We start from the raw sequence: 21,252 nt of genomic DNA, 5'->3' as shown, positions 1-21,252 counted from the left end.
CCCGTACAGGGATTTTTAAACAAACAGCCCAGTCAAAGCTAAGCTGTTTGATTAGAGGGGATCTTGTTACGAGTGGCTTGGTTAACTAGGGTCCACGATGATTTCCACGAGCTGCTCCGAGTTTAAGTATTTTAGGGCGGCTTGTTTCACATCCCCTAGGGTCACCTTAACCAATTTTTCATTGTGGCGAGTCCAATTCTCTGTAGTGGTTCCGTAATACAATTGTCTTGCCATTAAATTCACCACCCCCTGCTCTGTTTCAATGGATTTTTGACGACGGCTGAGCAAACTATTCTTGGCCAGATCCAACTCTCTCTGGGACACCCCTGCTCGGGTCAATCGATCCATTTCTGCTTTGACCGTGTCTGCATAGCGCCCCCCCTGCCCGATAGGAAAGTCCCCATAAACATTGATGTAGGCCTGATCTCCAGTATAAGGAACCCGTAAGCTACTACGCACGCCGTATGCCAGTTGCTCTTGTTGACGAATCCTATGGGCCAGTCGTGAGGACAAAGGGTTGTGGCCTAGAATGTCTTCCATTATCTGTACCGCTGGGTACTCTGAGTCTTGAGTAGACATGGGGAAATTCACTCGGCTGATATAGTATCCGGCCGTCTCTCCGCCTTTAATCACCTTGCGCACTGGCTCCAGTTCTTGGTGCGAGCTGACGATTGGCTCATACTCCGACTGACTCATCCAACTGCCAAACAAGGTATTCAGGGTGCCCTTTAAGTGCTCAGGATCAAAGTTACCTGTGAGTGCCACTTCCCCATACTGAGCGCCATAGGAGGACTGATAAAAATTCTTAACCTCTTCCAACGTTAGGGGCTCTAGCAAAGCTAAATAGTCACTGGGAGGCAAATTACGACGGGGGTCATAAGTGCTATAATCTTGCTGGCTATATTGCAAGAGAGCATTTACAGCGAGTTCCGATGGATGAGTAATGGGGCGTTGCCAGAGCTGCACTTGCTGACGTTTGATAAACTCAAACTCTCTCTCAGGGAAGGCCGGTTCTTTTAAAACCTCTGCTATCAATTCCAGCAGTTCATCAAGGTTTTGCGCCGGACTCGCAAAATCCACTACCAGCCGAGACCCTTGAGAGGTCATCTCTAAACTGCTCTCTAAACGATTTAGCTTATCCACCACTTCTTGATAAGTGTGATCTTGCGTCCCACGGATCAACAACATAGATGTGATATCACGCACCGCCTGAGTACCTTCCATACTCTCTAAAGTACCAAAACGCAGATTCATCCTGCCGCGGACTAAATCTTTGCTATCTGGCATGGGACGTAGCGCTACTTTCATGCCGTTGTGTAATTGATCCCGTTGTATCGTGCGCTCTACTTCCTGCGCCTTTGTCTCCAGTACCGCCACATCAAACGGTTCAACAGGTGTATTTTCATCCACCTCAGGCTCAAAGTCGTTGACCTCCAGTTCGGTTTGGCTCGGAGCCATTACGAGAGCTGGGGACGAGCCCCCCTGCTGAGGAAAAAGATGACCCACGATGGGTTGTTTCCCAGCGAAAAGGGAAAAATAGTGACGTTGCAGGTCTTCCGGCGTTAAATTTTGAATCACCTCTTCGAGGCGCATGGACGCTTCCCAATCCCCAAAAGGAACTGTCTCTGCCAACATATCCGACAAACTCGCAGGCTCTGTGAAAACAGCTTTTATCAAGGCTTGGCGATTGGTTTGCACCCGCTCTAGCTCTTGCTGTGACACCGGAGTGGTGAGCAGCTGGGTAAACTGCTCAAGAAGGTCTTCCTGTACGGTTTGACGAGACTGATCAGGATACGGCATGGCCCCCATCATAAATTGCCCGCCCCACTTAAAAGGCATAGGCGCAGCATAGACAGTCAGAGCCATACCTTCCATGACTTGGGACTGATATAGGCGCCCATGGGGCTCCCCTGCCAATAAGTCGCCAATGAGTGCCAAAGACGCAAAGCGCTCTCCTTTCGCAGGCGGTAACTCAAAGCTGATGTTTAAAATGTCATAGTCCCCCTGATGGACTTCGAAAGTACTGCCTTGCTCATTGGCAGGGACGTACTCCACCACAGGGATGCTAGCCTTAGGGCGTTCAATGGCTGCAAAGTGGCGGGCTATCGACTCCAGCACTCTGTGCTTTTCAAAACCACCTGTGAGCACAAGTACCGCATTGTCAGGGCGATAATAATGGCGATGGAACGCCTGCATATCTTCAGGCGTCACTGACCTCAAGGCCTCATATTCGCCAATAACAGATCGTCCATAAAGCTTATTTCCCCAGGCTGCCTCCATCATTTTTTTGAATAATATGGTCGAGGCGTCATTTTCTGATTGGGCAATTTCTTGACGTACGACCTCTAATTCAGAGGCGAGATCTGACTCCGTAAAGTTCGGCATCGCCATACGTTCGGCTTCAAGCTCTAGTAGGTAATCAAGGGACTGATAATTCGAGCTGAGGGTGGCCGTATAGCGCACTCGGTCATAGCTGGTGGAGGCATTAAACTGAATACCCCGCTCTTGTAGTCCCTGTAAAAGCTCCTCTTTGGTACGCTTTTGTGTCCCTTTGAACATCATATGCTCATGAAAATGCGCCAGACCTGGCAGCGCCTCAGGATCGGACAAACTGCCTGAGAGATAGACCAAATCAAGATGAATAATTTGTTTGCTTTCATCAGGGGCTAAGAGAATCGTCAAGCCGTTGTTTAACCGATATTCATCGATATTATGCAAGCTCTTAACGAATTGCGGGGAAGCCTTTACCTGCACTGAGAGAAAGACCGCTAAAACAAGAACCAAATAGCGAAGCATCCATGCCTCCTTTAGATTAACGAATAAACCAATCCCGGTTTAACCCAACGTCCTTATGATGTTTCTCTATCATCGATAGACTGGAGCCTAAGTGCCTCTAGAATCACAGCAAACGTGGCACTAATATTGGGATATTTGAACAGGACGAAAAGAACGCAAGGAGGATGATTGCACGCTAAGGATTTGAACAGCGCATAGGGGAAATCCGCAAAAATTTCAGTTGGGTAATCCATCACTCTTATGAGCCTGACATCCTGTCAATGGAAGCACCTTAGCAATAGCCTAACGGGTTAGCAATGATTTTCATTTGGTTTCACTTTAAATCACGTCTTCACTGGGCCTTGCTCAGTCCCTTGTGCTGGGCATGTTTGATTAACCAAGTTTCTAAAGCCTCTGCGGGCATAGGGTGTGCAAAACCATACCCCTGCAGAAAATCGCATCCATGTTGCACCAAGTACTGAGCTTGCTGCTGTGTCTCAACCCCTTCAGCGATCACATGCATATTAAGCCCCTTTGCCATGGCAATGGTGGCGCTGACAATACATTCGTCAGATTCAATCTCGCCAATCCCTTTTACAAAAGACTGATCAATTTTCAGGTAATTAGCCTCCAGCTCTCTTAAGTAACTCAAGGAACAATACCCAGTGCCGAAATCATCCACCGCAATTTTTATCTGGTGCGCACGCAAAGTAGCGAGATTACGGGTCAGTTGAGCAGAACGCACCATTAAAGTGGTTTCCGTAAATTCCACCGCAACACGGCTCGAAGGAATGTCGTAGTATTCCATCAATTGGATCAATTCTAGCGCCACATCTGAACTGGATAATTGTACCGCTGACAAGTTGATGGACAGCTCCCCTACATAGACTCCTCGATGTAGCCAGTCTGCCATCTGCACCAAAGCAGATTCCATTACCCAGCGTCCAAGCTCCACGATCTGACCACTGTCTTCCAAAATAGGAATAAACTCTGCAGGCGACAGCCACTCCCCTTGCCGTTGCCAACGTAATAACACTTCTACACCACTGATAGATTGCTGCGCCCCTTCCAATTGAGGCTGGTAATACAACATCAGTTGCTTAGGATCCTGAAGAGCTTCCTCAACATATTGTTGAATCGCAACACGTCGCTGCATTCGCTCGTCCATGGTTTCATCAAAGAAGCGGTAGGTGTTTTTCCCTGCATGTTTGGCCCGGTACATGGCTAGATCCGCTTGTCGTAGCAGAGATGACGCATCAATACAGTCAATATCAGACATGGCAACCCCGACACTGCAGCTCACCGCGAAGGTAGTACCTTTAAACTCAAACGGAGTGGCTAGGGCCGAAACAATGTTCTTTGCTAAGGAATGAATCTGAGCCTCACTGCCCACTGGATGAAGGAATAAAGCAAATTCATCCCCACCCAACCGCGACAGTAGGGTTTCATCGGGCATCAGTCGACTCAGGGTATTGGCCACCCGCTTAAGCAGAACATCTCCCGCCTCATGTCCAAGGGTATCGTTAATGTCTTTGAAGCGATCTAAGTCTATAAACAACAGAGCGATCTGTCCGTGCTGGCGATCAACTACCCGATCTTCAAGACACTGCTCAAAGTAACGACGGTTGGTAAGCCCTGTCAGGTCATCATGGCGTGCCATATAGAGCACTTGCTGCTCCACTTCTTTACGTGCCGTGACATCCTCATGAACAGCGATAAAGTGGGTAATGTCTCCCTTATTATCTAAAATAGGGGTTACCGTTTGTTCCACCGTGATGAACTGACCACTTTTGTGGCGATTGACCAACTCATTGCGCCAGTTTTGGCCATTAGAAATGGTTTGCCAAAGCTGGGTAAAAAAAGGTTTGTCATGGAAACCTGAGTTTAAAATCCGCGGAGTGCGATGACGCACCTCGGCAAGACGATATCCTGTCAGCGTAGTAAAAGCCTCATTCACCCACTCAATACGCCCTTTTGGGTCAGTAATAAAGATGGCATTCGCCGCACTGCGAATTGCCATACTCAGTAAGTGATTATCCCCTTGCACCTTGTCCCTGTGATGCTTGAACATCAAATACATGGCGAGCATCATGAACAGCAAAATCGCTAACACAGAAAAAATGCTACGCACGAGCCGGGCATCATGGAGCCAATTGTCTAACGCATCTTGGTTATAAGATCGAATGGATATAATTAACGGATAAAAGGAGGCTCCCCGATAACTTTCAAGATACTCTCCCTGAGTATCATGGGATCGTAACTCGCCCCATGAGCGCTCAAGTAGCCGTTCTCTCAGCACGGGAGACATATTAGCGTCCCCTTCTCCAACAACCTTCTCACCGCTGAACAAGTACAAGGCCACCTGTCGCTGATTATTAGACACTGCCTGAAACAAACCTGTGTAATAGTTCAAATTCACCGAACCAATCACATAACCTGCGATCTCATTTTGGATACGATAAGGTACACAAATAGGCCAATAAGTTAACCCTTGAATATCGGCTGAGTCCCCCCAAAAACGTCCCGACTGGGCGGGTAAAAACAGCACCTCTGTATTGGATAAACGACGCGTACAAGCTCCGGCCTCATCTAACGGCACAATATCAATGTAACGTAGCTGGGGCATACCGCGTAAAAAGCGGCTTTTAATCGTATCCAGTGTGGCGGAGCGCTCTCCTGCATTCTCCGCGATGGTTTCCAGTGCACCGATCACTGCTTGGACAGAACGCACGGTAGAGTCTTCCAAGGCAAACGCTAAGGACGAGCTGGTTTCTGACTGCTCAGCCAAGGCCCGTTCATGGCCCCGCTCAAGCATCTTTTGTAAGCCCACCGCCATCATGAGTATCACCAGTAACATAGCGATCACCATAACAGTTCGGGGGAAAGCAAAATTAGTAAGTCGTATCAGCAAAATTCTTAACCTAGATCAGTTCGCCATTTATAAAACTCGGCATAATAAGCGTAGCTTATCGTTTAACGGATAATGGAGTGTTGACATATGTCGGTAAGAACCACAGGAAAGACTTTATTTTTGGGGCTCCTCTTGCTAGTGGGCAGCCTCTCTTTTGCAGGAGAAAGCCCCACATTAAAAAGGATCTTCGAGCGCGGGGCCGTTAATGTTTGCATCTGGCCGGACTATTTCTCCATCACCTACCTTAGTCCCCGCACCCAGCAACTGGAAGGGATCGACATTGACCTAAGCAAAGCCCTAGCGGCAGATTTAGGGGTAGAGGTGCACTACGTCATGACCCACTTTGGCCGCTTTATGGGGGATTTAGAAAGCCAGCAATGCGATGTGGCCATGTTTGGTGTAGGCGATACGGCGGCAAGACGGGAACGCGTACAGTTCACCCAGCCTTATCTTGCCAGCAATATGTACGCTGTCGCGACCATTCACCACCCATTTATAAAAAGCTGGAAAGACATCGATCAAAAAGGGGTCATCGTTTGCGTGCAGCAAGGCACCTACATGGAAAACGCCATGCGCAAAAGCCTCAAACACGCCACGCTTACCACGGTACTGAAACCCAACGAACGTGAAGTCGAAGTACTCTCCGGTCGCGCAGACGTATTCATCACCGATTACCCCTATGGTCAGAAAATGATTAATATCTACGACTGGGCTGCTTTGCTCCCCCCACCGGGTAAAACGGAACAGTTTGAATACGCTTATGCAGTGGCGAAAGGCGATGATATTTGGCTAGAGCGTATGGATGCCTTCGTCAAAGACATCAAGCAGGATGGCCGCTTAGCCAACGCTGCTGAGCGCCATCATTTGACCCCCATAATGATCACAGATTAAGCCCATAAAAAAGCCCGATCATGGCAACATGATCGGGCTTTTTAAACGCGATATTCCGCTGGTTTACATACGCTCTAGCGTTTCGATGCCGAGTAGTTCTAAACCTTGCTTCAAAGTAGAAGCCGTATTCAGCGCCAACTGCAAGCGGCTGAACTTCAGCTCGTCTTCCGCATTCAAAATCGGGCAAGCCTCGTAGAAGCTCATAAAAATGCCCGCAAGCTCGTACAAGTAAGCACACAAGAAATGTGGCATACCGTCGTTGATCACCTGCTGGATGGCTTCTTCAAACTGGCAAAGCTTCACCGCCAAGGCGCGCTCTTGATCTTCAACCACTTTAATCTCAGCTTTAAAGTTTGCTACGTCCATCTCTGAACGGCGCACAATGCTGGCAACACGAGAGTATGCGTACAACAAGTAAGGCGCTGTGTTGCCTTCAAAGCTCAACATGTTGTCCCAGTTGAACACATAATCGGAGGTACGGTTTTTCGACAAGTCTGCATACTTAACCGAAGCCACACCGACCACACGGCCAATGTTGCGCTGCTCTTCTTCGGACATGTCTGGATTCTTAGAAGCCACCAATTGGAAGGCACGCTCTTGCGCTTCTTCAAGCAAGGCAGAAAGCTTCGCCACACCACCAGAACGGGTTTTAAATGGCTTACCATCGCTACCCATCACGGTGCCAAAGGGCATGTGCTCAAGGCTGGTGTCTGGTTTCACAAAGCCTGCTTTGCGAGACAAGGTAAACATCTGCTGGAAGTGCAAGGATTGACGAGCATCCACAAAGTACAGCACGCGGTCTGCACCTAAAGTGCCCTGACGGTAACGCAATGCTGCAAGGTCAGTGGTGGCGTAAAGGAAACCGCCGCCGGTTTTCTGCACAATGATCGGCGTGATGTCGCCGTCTTTATTGGCAAATTCTTCTAGGAAGACACACTTAGCGCCTTGGTCATCTTTGATCAGACCTTGTGCGTCCAAATCTTTGATAACATTTGGTAAGTCTTCGTTGTAGGCACTTTCTGGCATCACATCTTTACGGGCCAGAGACACCCCTAACATTTGGTAAGTCTCTTCACAGTGCTGCAAAGAAACTTCGATGAATTCATTCCAAAGCTTCAAGCACTCCGCATCGCCAGACTGCAAGGAAACCACTAACTCACGGGCACGTACAGAAAAGGCTTCGTCTTCGTCAAAGCAGATCTTGGCTTCACGGTAAAAAGACTCTAGATCCGACAATGCCATGCTGATTTCAGAATTTTGAGAACGCAGACGCTCCATGTAGGCCAGCAACATGCCGAACTGAGTACCCCAGTCGCCTACGTGGTTTTGACGAACCACTTTATGACCTAGAAACTCAAGGGTACGCACCACCGCATCACCGATCACAGTAGAGCGTAAATGACCCACGTGCATTTCTTTGGCAAGGTTTGGACCAGAGTAGTCCACCACCACCGTTTGAGGGTCTGCCACCACAGCCACATCCAAACGATCACTGTCACGAAGATCCGCTAACGTGGCACCTAGCCATTCATTTTTCAAAAAGATGTTAATAAAACCTGGGCCAGCAATTTCGACTTTCTCAGCCACATCCGAGACATCCAGTTGCTCCAAGACCTTAGCTGCGAACTCACGAGGGTTAGTGCCGATCTTTTTAGCCGCCCCCATAATGCCATTTGCTTGGTAGTCACCGAATTGAACTTTTGCCGACTGACGCACGAGTGCAGGTGCATCCTCAGACGCGCCCGCTGCGACCATAGCCGCTTGGATACGCTGATTTAATAACGTTTGAATATTCACAGAAAACCCATAATCAGAATCATACAACCCTCTGGCAAGAGGCTCGCCAGAGGGTTGTAAGGTTATTTGAAGTTGACGCTATGATAACCGATTTTAGCCTATTTAGCGAAAAAACAGCTTACACGCAGGGTTATCATTTTCGTCTTGGTATGGGTAGCCCAATTCGTCCAGATAACGGGTCACATCCGTTTCCTCTCCCACCGCTTGTAGTCCGACTAACACTCGGCCGTAGGCATCACCGTGGTTACGGTAATGGAACATGGAAATATTCCATTGGCCACCAAGGGTGTTCAAGAATTTCAACAGGGCTCCAGGGCGCTCCGGGAATTCAAAACTGTACAGCAGCTCGCCCTTTTCACTGCGCAAGTGACCGCCAATCATATGACGCACGTGCACTTTGGACGTTTCGTCATCTGTCAGGTCAACGATCTCGTAGTCCTTAAGATCCTGCATCAACTCTTCACGGCTGTGCGGCGAACCGCCAAGAGCAACCCCCACAAAGATCACCGCTTCTTTCTCGTCGCTGTAACGGTAGTTGAACTCGGTAATAGAACGGCCTACCAACGCCTGACAGAAATCTTTAAAACTGCCTGGAGACTCAGGAATGCGTACCGCAAAAATCGCTTCGCGTTTTTCACCTAACTCCGCCCGCTCAGATACGTGACGAAGACGGTCGAAGTTAACGTTCGCACCAGAGTTAATCGCAACCAAACGCTGACCTTGGGCATTTTCTCGCTCAATGTACTTTTTCAGACCCGCTAAGGCACAGGCCCCTGCTGGCTCTGTGATCGCACGGGTATCGTCGTAAATGTCTTTGATGGCGGCACACATTTCGTCGGTACTTACCGTAATCACCTCATCCACGCACTCTTTAGCGATTTCAAAGGTGTTTTTACCAATCTCAGCAACCGCTACCCCTTCCGCAAAGATACCCACTTGCGCCAAGCGCGTAGGCTTGCCAGTCTCCAGAGCGACTTTTAGACAAGCCGCATCGGTAGGCTCAACACCGATAATTTTGATCTCTGGACGCAGGTATTTGATGTAAGCTGCAACCCCAGCGATCAGACCACCGCCACCTACAGGGATAAAGACAGCATCGATGTCCCCTTCGATCTGACGCAACAACTCCATACCAATGGTGCCTTGTCCAGCGATGGTATCTAAGTCATCAAACGGGTGAACATACACTTGGCCCGTTTGCGCCATGATTTCTTGGGACTTGGCAAACGCTGCATCAAAGGCATCCCCCGCCAACACCACTTCCGCGCCACGGGCACGTACGGCGTTTACTTTCACGTCTGGCGTGGTCTCAGGCATCACGATCGTCGCTTTAATGCCTAGCTTCTTCGCAGCCAACGCCAAACCTTGAGCATGGTTGCCTGCAGACGCCGCGATCACACCCTTCGCACGTTCTTCTGCAGACAACTGAATAATCTTGTTGTACGCCCCACGAATCTTAAACGAGAACACAGGCTGTAAATCTTCTCGCTTCAAAATAATGTCGTTACCCAAGCGCTCAGACAATTGTGTGGCTCGGGAAACGGGTGTTTCTACGGCAACGTCATAGACGGGTGCCTGTAGAATTTTCTTAATGATTGTGTGGGGCATAGTCATTCCTGCTTAATTCTCCGCAAAGAGACGCCGTTTAGCCGCGGCGTTAGTTGTATTACTCGGCCAAAAAATGAATCAGCAATATACTCCTTCCACCGACCATGAGCAAAGCTTGAGGCGGGATTTGAACGGTTTTTACCCGAACAGCGCAACTTCATCCCACAGGGGTAACAATGGCCAAATTAACTGACTATAATGACCCCGCCTCCGGGCAACACTATTACTCTCATAACAAACCACAGGTTTACCCAGCATGACGCAAGACGAATTAAAACAAGCAGTCGCTGAAGCCGCCGTTGAGCACATCCTTCCGCTTTTAGAAGAAGACACCATTGTTGGTGTTGGTACGGGCTCAACCGCCAACAAATTCATTGATGAACTGGCCAAGCATAAACACCTTTTTGATGGCACAGTTGCCAGCTCTGAAGCCTCTGCTGAGCGCTTAAAAGGCCATGGCATCCCAGTCTATGACTTGAACTCTGTAAGCAGCATTCGCGTCTATGTGGACGGCGCCGACGAGTCCAATGATCAACTGCATTTGATCAAAGGTGGCGGTGCAGCCTTGACCCGCGAAAAAATCGTGGCGGCCTGTTCAGAAGAGTTTGTGTGTATTGCAGACGAGTCTAAGCTAGTAAAAGTACTTGGGGACTTCCCTCTACCAGTAGAAGTTATCCCCATGTCTCGCAGCTACGTAGCCCGTGAATTGGTTAAACTTGGGGGCGATCCTGTGTACCGTGAAGGCGTAGTGACAGACAACGGTTGTCACATCCTAGACGTATACAACCTTGAAATCGTGGACCCAGTGACGTTGGAAAACCAAATCAACAGCATCGTTGGTGTGGTCACAAACGGCCTATTCGCTGCCCGCCCTGCCAACGTTTTGCTACTAGGCACCCAATCCGGTGTAAAAACCATCAAAGCCTAGCTTTAATGCACGGTGATTGACTGGGTTGAGCCCCGATTCGTTTTGCGCTCCACGAACACGTTCAAGAGATCGCTTCAAACGAATCGGAACTCAACTCCAAAAATGTGCTTCCAGTGCTAGACCGTCCAAATATTGCTCTGCTGCCTTATCTGGATAGGACTCAACGTTATTTTCCAGTGACTTCTAGAGCTTGCTCGTGGAACGGAAAGTAATTGTTAAGTCCTAGCCACCTATTTCTTTGTACAGCCTTATCAGGCTAAGCTCGATGTTATTTTTCAGCGACTTCTAGAGCTTGCTCGTAGAGCGGAAAATAATTATCGAGACTTAGCCAACTGCAAAGACAACAAATACTCAAACTAGCTAACGACGAAAGCTAGAACCAGCGACTCTTACGCATGATGACGTACTGGGCCAAGCCCATCAGCACTAAGACACCCACGAAAATCCAAAAGGCACTGCCATTTTCAACCCCCGGCAAACCGCCAACGTTGATACCAAATAAACCCGTCAAAAAGCCCAACGGCATGAAAATCCCCGAAAGGATCGAAAGCACATACATACGGGCATTCATCTTCTCTGCCTGATGGTTCGCGAACTCCTCTTGCATCAACAAGCAACGTTCTCGCAGGGATTCTAAGGCTTCCACGTAGCGAGTAATGTCGTTGGCAGACTCCTGGATGTCCGCCAGCTGATCTTTGGTCATCCAGTTTTGCACTTCGTTTGGCAAGCGAGCGATGGCCTCTTTTTGTGGCACAAGGAAACGACGCAGACGCACGGTTTGCAAACGGCGCTCCACCAGCACAGCACGTTGTTCTGGCATGACTTGCTCACTCATTTGCTCTTCTAGGTCCGCTAGGGTGTCTTCCAACGTATCAATGACCCCAGCCATGCGGCCAGTCAATGTATGAGTCAGAGTGGTAACCAAGTCGGCGATGTTTTCAGCACCTTCTTTTTGGTCAAGACGCTGCACTTGATCCACCACAGATAGCAACTTACGACGGCGAGTAGTGATCACAAAATTGGGCGTGATCCACATGCGCAAGGCCACCATGTCTGAGGGGTCTGAGTCCGGGTTTAGGTTCACTCCTCGAAGAATGACCAACACTCCCTGCCCCATCTTCACTGTACGGGGGCGAGTTTCATCTGCAAACAACTCGTCCACTGCGGTTTCAGGAATGCTGTCAATATTATCCAACCAAGCACGGCCGTCATCTGAGGTGCAGTCCATGTGAACCCAGTGGGAACCTTCCGTTGGAATGTCCGTTGGCAGGGTCGATAAACGCTCTGCGCCGCCCTTTCCATCCAGCTTTAGGTAATGCAGTAAATAATCCATAGTGCTCTCTTCTTTTACTTTTGAACCCCTGAGTGGTTCATATTTATCCGTTTTTTGACAACAGTTGGCTGACGGAACCCTGCGGCGATGGCATAATTTAATCAGAACGAACTTATAAAAAAGGATCCCATGCTATGCAAAGCCTCTCTCAGTTCTTAGCGTCTGGCTCAACTTCCGCATCATTGCAGGAACTCTTGTCTGTCACAACACAAACCTGCATCGAAATTTCTAGCGCTCTGAAAAAAGGCTCCCTAGCCGGTATTCTTGGCATGGCGGGCAATGAAAACGTTCAAGGGGAAGAGCAGAAAAAGCTCGATGTCATCTCCAACAACATGCTAAAAAGCGCTCTGTTTGCCTCACCAACCGTTCGCGCCATTGCTTCCGAAGAAGAAGACGATATTGTCCCAGCCAATACGGATGGTGAGTACTTGATCGCCTTCGACCCATTGGATGGTTCTTCTAATATCGACATCAACTCCATGGTTGGCACCATTTTTTCAGTGTATCGCCAAACCGGTACTGAGCCAGCAACAGAAGCCGATTTTCTACAGCCAGGTAAAAACCAAGTGGCGGCAGGCTATGTGTTATACGGCCCATCAACCATGTTGGTTTTCTCTACTGGCGATGGTGTCAACATGTTTACCTTAGACGTTGATAAGGGCGAATTCATCTTGACCCAAGCCAACGTACAAGTTGCGCCAGAAACCCAAGAGTTCGCCATCAATATGTCAAACCAGCGTTTCTGGTCTGACGCCATGCAAAGCTATGTAACAGATTTGGTGGCTGGCAAAGAAGGCCCCCGTGAAAAGAACTTTAACATGCGCTGGGTGGCGGCTATGGTGGGTGATGTACACCGTATCCTGTGCCGAGGTGGTATCTTCATTTATCCATGGGACAAGAAAGACCCAAGCAAACCGGGCAAACTGCGTCTCATGTACGAAGCCAACCCTATGGGTATGCTGTTAGAACAAGCAGGCGGTAAAGCCTTTACACACTCTGAGCGCATCCTGGATATCCAACCGGAAGGCATTCACCAACGCGTAGCCGTAGTCTTAGGCGCTGCTAACGAAGTGGACACCTGCTTAAGCTACAAATAATTGTCTAGCTAGACTGATAAAAAGCCGCTTATGCGGCTTTTTTTATAGATCCACCGCGCTGTCTTAGTCGTAACACCAGACACCTAACCGCTGGAAGCCTACGTTACTATGAGCACATCCTCAGACACTCTATTGAACAGCCATCAAGATGAACACCTATCACGTATTATCGAAATGGCCTGGGAAGATCGAACGCCCTTCGAAGCAATCCAAAGAGAATATGGCTTAGCGGAAAAAGAAGTCATTTCTTTGATGCGTACAACCTTGAAACCAAACAGCTTTCGCAACTGGCGAGCACGGGTCTCTGGTCGAAGCAGCAAACATGAAAAACTTCGCTACGAAGGCATTGATAGAGGCTATGCGCCTGCACAATACAAACCTAATCACGGTTTAAAACCACGCCAACGTTAACCGTAAACATCCACAATGAACAGATCTTGGTTAGAGCGGATGCGCCGAATGGACGCCAGATGGGTTTTACCATTTAACTCCAACATGACGCTGGCAGCCATTTCCGACACCTTGGCTAAATTAGTCAGCATGCTGGATTTAGACGCATAGGCTTTCAGCATAGAAAAATGCTCTGAGAACGCAACGGGCTGCGCATTGGAATAGCTGCCCATATTTCGACCCGCTTCATCAAAGATAAAGGTTTGCACAATATTCACATCACCCTCCAAACTCATATGGCATAAAAAAACCGAGGCCAAAGGCCTCGGTTAAACGCTGCGTAGACTATTGCGCAGCTCGCTTTTTCTGGCGTCGAATGATCCACAACACCAGCAGGAACGCAGGAACGAAGAACCACTCTTTAGCAGGTCGATCGTTCTCAACATCAAACCCTGTCACTTCCCAATCAAAATCCAGTTTCATTTGTTCAGCGACACCGCCAAACGCTAGATTATCGATGTACAAGCGACCATCTTCGTCACGTAATTCTAGGCCTGCACCCTCGTACAAACGACTCCCTGCATCGCCGGTTGCCGCCAAAGGCAAACTCACTGTGGTTTCGATCCAGCGGCCGTCTAGGTTTTCACCTTCTACCGCCAAACGTACATTCTCCATGTTTGGATGCTCTTCGATGTAGGACATCAACTGAGAACCAGCGTAGTGTTCATGGGGAGGCGTGATCTGATCGAGCCAGAAACCTGGGCGGAACAAGGTAAATGCCACCAGCAATAGCACGGCACTTTCCCAATGTTTACTGCGGGCAAAGAAGTACCCCTGAGTCGCCGCCGCGAAGATCAACATGGCAGCCAAGGCCACAAAGAACACGATAATGCCCTGCCACCAAGTCACATCGATCAACAACAGATCCGTATTAAAGATGAATAAGAAGGGTAACAGTGCCGTACGCATGGAATAGAAGAACGCCGTAAAACCTGTCTTAATCGGATCACCACCCGACACGGCAGCCGCCGCAAAAGATGCAAGACCCACAGGCGGTGTCACATCGGCCATGATGCCGAAATAAAACACAAACATATGAATAGCGATCATAGGCACAATCAGGCCAGATTGTGCCCCAAGCTCCACGACGACACTGGCCATCAAAGACGACACAACAATGTAGTTCGCTGTGGTGGGAAGTCCCATCCCCAAGATCAAGGAGATCAACGCCACCATCAACAGCATCACTATCAAGATGCCCCCTGACAGCAACTCAACGAACTCCGCCATGACTTGACCGACACCCGTCAAGGTCACTGTGCCCACGATAATACCCGCGGTCGCCGTGGCGACACCGATACCAATCATGTTGCGAGCACCGGTAATCAAACCTTCTATCAGATCCCAAGCACCCTGCTGCCATTGGTCTTTGATGTTTTGCTGGGAACGGAACCACGCCTTGAGCGGTTTTTGCGTGACCAAAATAAAGGCCATCAACATACTCGCCCAAAACGCCGACAAACCGGGAGATTTGCGTTCGACCATTAGGAACCAGATCAACACAATCAGAGGAACTAGGTAGTACAGGCCAGCGCGATAAATGTCTGCAAACACAGGCAACTTAACAATGGCCCCTTCGGTGGTTTCCATGTCCAAGTCTTTGCTCTTCGCCGACACATATAGAAGACCGATATAGCCACCGACCACAAGCGCCAGCAAACCAATGTTTGACCAGTCTCCTAGCACCCACTTGATACCCAAAACGAAGTAATACAATGCTCCGGCTAAGATCATCATGCTCGACAATATGATGCCACTGCGTAGGATCGCAATTTTCCAAGGACGGGCAGGTGTCACGCGGGGCAAGCCACGCATGTCGGCTTTTAACGCTTCCAAATGCACAATATACAATAGGGCAATGTATGAAATCGTGGCAGGCAAAAAGGCGTGTTTTACGACCTCAATATAGGGAATGCCTACGTACTCAACCATCAAGAAAGCAACCGCCCCCATCACTGGCGGCATGATCACGCCATTGACCGAAGACGACACTTCTACCGCACCGGCTTTCTCAGGGCTAAAGCCCACCTTCTTCATCAAAGGAATGGTGAAGGTTCCTGTGGTCACCACATTGGCGATGGACGAACCGGAAATCAGACCCGTCATAGCAGAAGACAATACCGCCGCTTTCGCTGGGCCGCCGCGCATGTGCCCAAGTAAGGCAAACGCTACTTGAATAAAGTAGTTACCGGCTCCCGCTTGGTTCAGCAAGGCACCAAACAAAACGAATAAGAATACAAAGCCTGACGATACCCCTAGGGCGATACCAAACACACCTTCCGTGGTCAGCCACATATGGGTCATGGCTTTTTCAAAAGAAGCACCTTTCCAACGCAAAATCTCAGGCAACCAAGAAGAGTCGCCAAAGAACACATACAAGAGGAAGAAAATGGCCACCATCATCAACGGTGGTCCTAAAGAACGACGAGCCGCTTCCAAAGTCAGCAATAAACCGGCTCCAGCCACCACAAGATCTAGGGTCGTTGGCAAGCCTGGACGCATAGCCAGTTCGTCGTTAAATAAAAATAAATACGCCGCACAAAACGCTCCCACTAAGGCAAAGGCATAATCCAGCCATGGGATTCTATGGGCAGGGCTACCACTGAAGGCAGGGAAAGCTAGGAAAGCAAGACTCACGGCAAAGGCAAGGTGTAAAGCGCGAGACTGGGTGTCATTTAAAAAGCCAAAACCAAATTGAGATGGCAAAGGTGAGCCAATCCATAGCTGAAACAAAGACCAACACAGAGGTAATAGAAACAGCAACGCAAGCGCTATACGGCCCGTGGGAGCGCGTTTTCCGGTATCCGCTTCGGCTACCATTTCGTCCAGCTTATCGGTATCCAGTGTTTGAGAGGTATGGGTCGACATAAGCGTATCCAAACAAATTTAAAGGAGTAAAAGCGCCAACGGACGTTGGCGCTTTTTATGAGCAAACTGCGTGTGATTAAGGGTTAGGGATTACTTAATCAAACCTTGCTCGCGGTAGTATTTCTCAGCACCAGGGTGCAAAGGCGCTACCAAAGAAGAGTGCACCATTTCTACTGGCTGAAGCGGTGCAAACGCAGGGTGAAGACGCTTGAAAGACCCAAAGTTCTCAAACACAGCCTTGGTCATTTCGTATACCACTTTGTCTGAAACGTTCGCAGACGTCACGATGGTTGCTTTCGGGCCGAATGTCACAACGTCATTTGGGTTGCCGTTGTACATGCCACCTGGAATCACTGCCTGAGAGAATTCAGAGTGTTTTTTCTGTACATTCAAAGACGTTTCATCCGTTAGAGGAATCATGCGCACATCACAAGTGGTCGTCGCTTCTTGTGCAGAACCGTTTGGCAGACCTGCTACGAAGATTGTCACATCGAACTTGTCATCACATAGGGCTTGAGCCATTTCTGAAGACTTAAGCTCAGCAGCGAACGCGAAGTTATCCGTGGTCCAACCTTTCTCAGACATCAGTAGTTCCATCATAGAACGGTTACCTGAGCCTGGGTTGCCGATGTTCACACGTTTGCCTTCCAAGTCATCAAAAGACTGAATGCCGGAATCCGCACGAGCCATTAGGTGAATCGGCTCTGGGTGCAAAGAGAAGACAGAACGAAGCTCTGGGAATGGGTTGTCTTGGAACTGACCTTTACCAGCCAAAGCAGCCGCTTGAACGTCAGACTGAGCCACACCGAATTCAAGCTCACCAGCGCGAATGCTGTTCACGTTGTAACCAGAACCGCCCGTAGATTCTACAGAACAACGAATTCCGTGTTCTTTACGGTCTTTGTTCAGCATACGACAGATAGAACCACCTGCTGGGTAGTAAACCCCTGTTACACCGCCAGTACCGATGGATACGAATTGTGATTCAGCCGCCATAGCAAAAGTAGAAGTGGCTGCAAACGCAGAAACAAGTGCTGTTTTAAGCAGTGCGTTTTTCATTGAGAATTCCTCGTAATGTCATTTTTTTGTTATAAAATCGTCAAAAACGAGGTGAATATGGCAAGTATGGTGCCAACCACCATAAAACCAATATAAAACATTGATTTTAAAAGAAAATATTTAATTAAAATGGTCTTTTTCAAGGCCCGAATACCTATAACTTTTGTTATAGGCCTCCCGGTTAAATCCTCGCATTCATAAGCCAAGGGTAGATTCTTCGGGGATTCTGAGAGGGGTTATAACGTTTTTTATATTTATAACAAAAGTTATAGAGCACTTTTCAGACCTAAAAACTCATGACTTCTCTTTCCTTTTAAGAGCCGCTAAGATGCCTGTTCTTCTGATTTTTGTAGATTATTTGTACAGATGAAACACCCTTTGCTCTGGCTATTGCTCTCTTTACTGGTGACCCAATCCGCATGGTCCATTGAACGCCCTGGACCTAACGGACAAGGCCAGCAAAAGCGAGTGGTTCACATTGCCGCCGACTATAACTACCCCCCTTATGAATTTACCGATGAAGAAGGTAATCCGGCGGGATACAATGTTGAACTCAGTTATGCCATTGCTGAAATCATGGGGTTTCAGATCGATCTCACCATGACCGATTGGAAGAGCGCTTATGCGGGCTTATTGGACGGAACCTATGACGTACTGCAAGGTATCGCCCATTCAGAGGATCGAGCGAAGCTGATCAAATTCTCTTCCCCGCACTCAATCGTCAACCAATCTCTTTTTGCTCGAAAAGACGGTCCCAAGGTGGACGACATCAGTGAAATATCTGGCCATGAGGTCCTGGTTCAAAATGCCAGCATCATGCACGAATACCTTAAACAAAAAGTCCCGGATGCGATCATCATACCGGTGCCAACCCACTCTGATGCCCTGCGCTTACTGGCGGCGGGTAAATACGATTTCGCTCTCACGGCTAATCTACCTAGCCTTTATCTGAGTAAAGAGCTGGGACTGAGTAATATCGAACCGATTGCTCGACCCGTTGCTGGCCAGCGTTTAGGTTATGGTGCCTTACCGAAGCATGAAGACCTGATCGCACTGTTTAGCGAAGGCTTAGCCATTCTCAAAAACACTGGCCGTCAGCAGGAAATCTACGACAAATGGCTCGGCACTCTAGATGGTCCAAAAGTACAGTGGAAGAAGCTCGGTCAGTACGCCTTTTATACCATCCTGATTTTGCTATTCGTGCTGGGTGGCATCATGATTTGGAACGCCATGCTGAGAAAGGAAGTAGAAAAGCGCTCCCGACAACTTAAAGCCCATCAAGAGCAACTTATCCAAGCAGATAAGATGGCTTCCCTAGGGGTTCTCGTCTCAGGTGTGGCCCATGAGATCAACAACCCAACCGGATTACTCATGTTGAACTTACCGTTACTCAAATCCGCTTGGGAAGACGCTCTACCCTATTTAGACAAATTGGCTGAGGAAGACCCAGACCTCACCATTGGCGGTTTTCCGTATACAAGAATAAAGGGCGAAATACCTTACCTGTTAGAAGAGATGCAGCATAGTACCGACCGTATTCGTAATATCGTCAATGACTTGAAAGACTTTGCCCGTGAGCAGCCGGATGAAGTGGCCCACGAAGTGGATCTCAACGTGGTGGTCGCCACAGCTGTTCGACTGGTGGACAAATCCATACGCACCGCCACCGACCATTTTGAGCTGCATTTAGACCAGCGTATGCCGACTGTATTGGGCAGCTCACAGCGAATCGAACAGGTGATCATTAACCTAATATTGAACGCCTGTGACGCCTTAGAGTCAAAAGACGATCAACTGCACGTCTCTACCCTAATCAGCCATGATCGAAAAGAAGCCATAATCGCCATTGAGGACACAGGCTGTGGTATTCCCGCGGAGGTATTACCTCGCCTGACCGATCCTTTTTACACCACCAAACGTGAAAGAGGTGGTACAGGACTAGGACTCTCCGTATCAGCAGGTATCATTAAGGCACTTCAAGGCAGACTGTCATTTGATTCCGTAGAAGGTGAAGGAACCACTGTAACCGTGACATTTCCCTTACTCACCAAATGATGTGTAACATGCCCACTAGGGCATTCCCACTGAGGGCTATAAATTGAAACAGACGCTATACCCACAATTTCAACTGCTTCTAGTGGATGACGAACCCTCATTTTTGAGAAGCATGTCTCTCACCCTTGAGCGTTACGGGCTAAATAATCTAATCACCTGTGCTGACCCAAGACAGGTGCAAAACATCATGGCAGAAGAAACCATTGGCTTAGTGCTGTTGGACCTCACCATGCCCGTCCTATCTGGACAAGAGTTACTTACTTGGCTCAACGAGGAATACCCTGATGTCTGTGTCATCATCTTCAGTGGTATCAACCAAGTGGATGCCGCAGTGGATTGCGTCAAACGTGGTGCCTTTGACTATATCGTTAAAACCACAGATCAAGAACAAATCCTAGAAGCCATCAAGCGTGCCATCCACACCCAAGAGCTGAGCCTTGAAAACCAAGCTCTGCGTGCACAGCTATTGTCCCAAGACCTTGATCAAGCAGATTGCTTCACCGACTTTATTACCGCTGATCCCAAAATGATGTCTACCTTCCGCTACTTGGAGTCCATTTCCAGTAGCAATCAGCCTGTCCTTATAACCGGAGAAAGTGGTGTCGGCAAAGAACTGATCGCCGGAGCCATACATGAACTAAGTGGACGCAACGGCCCTCTAGTGACAGTGAATGTGGCAGGTCTAGATGACAATATCTTTTCTGACACCTTATTTGGCCATGCTAAAGGTGCGTTTACTGGCGCGGATAAAGTTCGTTCAGGATTGGTTGAAAGCGCAGCTGGCGGGACATTATTCTTAGATGAGATCGGCGACCTAAGCCCAACGTCCCAAATCAAACTGCTCCGCCTACTTCAAGAAGGCGAATACTACCCTATTGGTAGTGATCGCCCTAAACGCATCCAAGCTCGAGTGATTGTCGCTACCCATCAGGACTTAGTAGCACAGCAGCAGGAAGGAAACTTCCGTAAAGACCTCTATTATCGTCTACGTACTCACATGGTGAGAATCCCGCCCCTGAGAGAGCGCCTAAACGACTTACCACTGCTGATCGATCACTTTGTTCGCTCAGCATCAGAAGAGCTACAACGGCCTCCTGTGAGCGTACCCGCTATGTTAATAACCCAACTGCAAGGTTATGAATTTCCGGGTAATGTGCGAGAACTACGGGCGCTTATATTTGACGCGGTGAGCCAAAGTGACGAAGAAGAGCTCAGCCTAAAACCGTTTCAGTCATTAATCGGCCCCCCAAAAGCGGAGCTCACCAAACAAAAGCTCTCATTCCCAGCGGATGAACCACTTCCCACTCTAACCCAGTTAAACAAACTACTGGTTGAAGAAGCCATGGGACGAGCCAATCACAACCAATCCTTAGCAGCACGCATGCTCGGCATATCACAGCCAGCACTGAGCAAACGTATCAAGAATATGAAAGAAGAAAGCGAGTAACAGACACTCTTGGCAGCAATGGGCAAAAAATGT

14 protein-coding genes are annotated in these 21,252 nt (G+C 48.7%); 6 read left to right on the top strand and 8 right to left on the bottom strand.

Annotation, left to right across the window (positions count from 1 at the left end; translation table 11 throughout):
• Positions 1 to 81: 81 nt before the first annotated feature.
• Together ACZ5DR_RS06925 and ACZ5DR_RS06920 are read right to left on the bottom strand one after the other, a co-directional pair.
• Positions 82 to 2,796, bottom strand: coding sequence for a M16 family metallopeptidase (locus ACZ5DR_RS06925; protein ID WP_377366756.1), 2,715 nt, complete (start codon positions 2,794 to 2,796; stop codon positions 82 to 84).
• A 331-nt stretch (positions 2,797 to 3,127) separates the two neighbouring features.
• A complete protein-coding gene (locus ACZ5DR_RS06920; protein WP_377366758.1) occupies positions 3,128 to 5,632 on the bottom strand; it encodes a putative bifunctional diguanylate cyclase/phosphodiesterase in 2,505 nt (834 codons plus the stop codon).
• A 141-nt stretch (positions 5,633 to 5,773) separates the two neighbouring features.
• Between ACZ5DR_RS06920 and ACZ5DR_RS06915 the strand changes: the two genes are divergently transcribed.
• Entirely contained in the window at positions 5,774 to 6,577 is an 804-nt protein-coding gene (locus ACZ5DR_RS06915; RefSeq protein WP_377366760.1) for a substrate-binding periplasmic protein, read from the top strand.
• A 63-nt stretch (positions 6,578 to 6,640) separates the two neighbouring features.
• On the opposite strand, the gene argS is transcribed toward ACZ5DR_RS06915, so the two are convergent.
• Both argS and ilvA read right to left on the bottom strand, forming a co-directional pair.
• The gene (argS, locus tag ACZ5DR_RS06910) at positions 6,641 to 8,374 is read right to left on the bottom strand and encodes an arginine--tRNA ligase (RefSeq protein WP_377366762.1); all 1,734 of its coding nucleotides are present in this window, start codon (positions 8,372 to 8,374) and stop codon (positions 6,641 to 6,643) included.
• Between the two features lie 102 nt (positions 8,375 to 8,476).
• Positions 8,477 to 9,982, bottom strand: a complete 1,506-nt coding sequence (ilvA, locus tag ACZ5DR_RS06905) for a threonine ammonia-lyase, biosynthetic (RefSeq protein ID WP_377366764.1) — start codon at positions 9,980 to 9,982, stop codon at positions 8,477 to 8,479.
• A gap of 256 nt (positions 9,983 to 10,238) precedes the next feature.
• Here ilvA and rpiA point away from each other — a divergent pair, with 256 nt between their 5' ends.
• Entirely contained in the window at positions 10,239 to 10,910 is a 672-nt protein-coding gene (gene rpiA / locus ACZ5DR_RS06900; RefSeq protein WP_377366766.1) for a ribose-5-phosphate isomerase RpiA, read from the top strand.
• A gap of 373 nt (positions 10,911 to 11,283) precedes the next feature.
• Here the strand turns inward: rpiA and ACZ5DR_RS06895 are convergent, their stop codons facing one another.
• The gene (locus ACZ5DR_RS06895) at positions 11,284 to 12,243 is read right to left on the bottom strand and encodes a zinc transporter ZntB (RefSeq protein ID WP_377366768.1); all 960 of its coding nucleotides are present in this window, start codon (positions 12,241 to 12,243) and stop codon (positions 11,284 to 11,286) included.
• Positions 12,244 to 12,377: 134 nt separating this feature from the next.
• Here ACZ5DR_RS06895 and ACZ5DR_RS06890 point away from each other — a divergent pair, with 134 nt between their 5' ends.
• Both ACZ5DR_RS06890 and ACZ5DR_RS06885 read left to right on the top strand, forming a co-directional pair.
• Positions 12,378 to 13,340, top strand: coding sequence for a class 1 fructose-bisphosphatase (locus ACZ5DR_RS06890; RefSeq protein WP_377366770.1), 963 nt, complete (start codon positions 12,378 to 12,380; stop codon positions 13,338 to 13,340).
• Positions 13,341 to 13,448: 108 nt separating this feature from the next.
• On the top strand, positions 13,449 to 13,751 hold the full coding sequence (locus tag ACZ5DR_RS06885; RefSeq protein ID WP_377366772.1) for a TIGR03643 family protein: 303 nt from the start codon (positions 13,449 to 13,451) through the stop codon (positions 13,749 to 13,751).
• On the opposite strand, the gene ACZ5DR_RS06880 is transcribed toward ACZ5DR_RS06885, so the two are convergent.
• The 3 genes from ACZ5DR_RS06880 to ACZ5DR_RS06870 all read right to left on the bottom strand — a co-directional run bounded on the left by ACZ5DR_RS06880 (position 13,748) and on the right by ACZ5DR_RS06870 (position 17,717).
• A complete protein-coding gene (locus tag ACZ5DR_RS06880) occupies positions 13,748 to 14,008 on the bottom strand; it encodes a hypothetical protein (RefSeq protein WP_377366774.1) in 261 nt (86 codons plus the stop codon). The two genes, ACZ5DR_RS06885 and ACZ5DR_RS06880, sit on opposite strands and share 4 nt — an antisense overlap.
• Positions 14,009 to 14,075: 67 nt before the next feature.
• Positions 14,076 to 16,658, bottom strand: coding sequence for a TRAP transporter permease (locus ACZ5DR_RS06875; RefSeq protein ID WP_377366776.1), 2,583 nt, complete (start codon positions 16,656 to 16,658; stop codon positions 14,076 to 14,078).
• 90 nt (positions 16,659 to 16,748) lie between these two features.
• Positions 16,749 to 17,717, bottom strand: coding sequence for a TAXI family TRAP transporter solute-binding subunit (locus tag ACZ5DR_RS06870; RefSeq protein ID WP_377366778.1), 969 nt, complete (start codon positions 17,715 to 17,717; stop codon positions 16,749 to 16,751).
• A 366-nt stretch (positions 17,718 to 18,083) separates the two neighbouring features.
• Between ACZ5DR_RS06870 and ACZ5DR_RS06865 the strand changes: the two genes are divergently transcribed.
• Both ACZ5DR_RS06865 and ACZ5DR_RS06860 read left to right on the top strand, forming a co-directional pair.
• Positions 18,084 to 19,772, top strand: a complete 1,689-nt coding sequence (locus ACZ5DR_RS06865) for a transporter substrate-binding domain-containing protein (protein ID WP_377366780.1) — start codon at positions 18,084 to 18,086, stop codon at positions 19,770 to 19,772.
• A 43-nt stretch (positions 19,773 to 19,815) separates the two neighbouring features.
• A complete protein-coding gene (locus ACZ5DR_RS06860) occupies positions 19,816 to 21,219 on the top strand; it encodes a sigma-54-dependent transcriptional regulator (RefSeq protein ID WP_377366782.1) in 1,404 nt (467 codons plus the stop codon).
• The last annotated feature ends 33 nt before the right edge of the window (positions 21,220 to 21,252 follow it).

This window comes from Marinomonas vaga, assembly GCF_055388305.1.
This window is presented reverse-complemented; position numbering and strand designations above follow the sequence as displayed.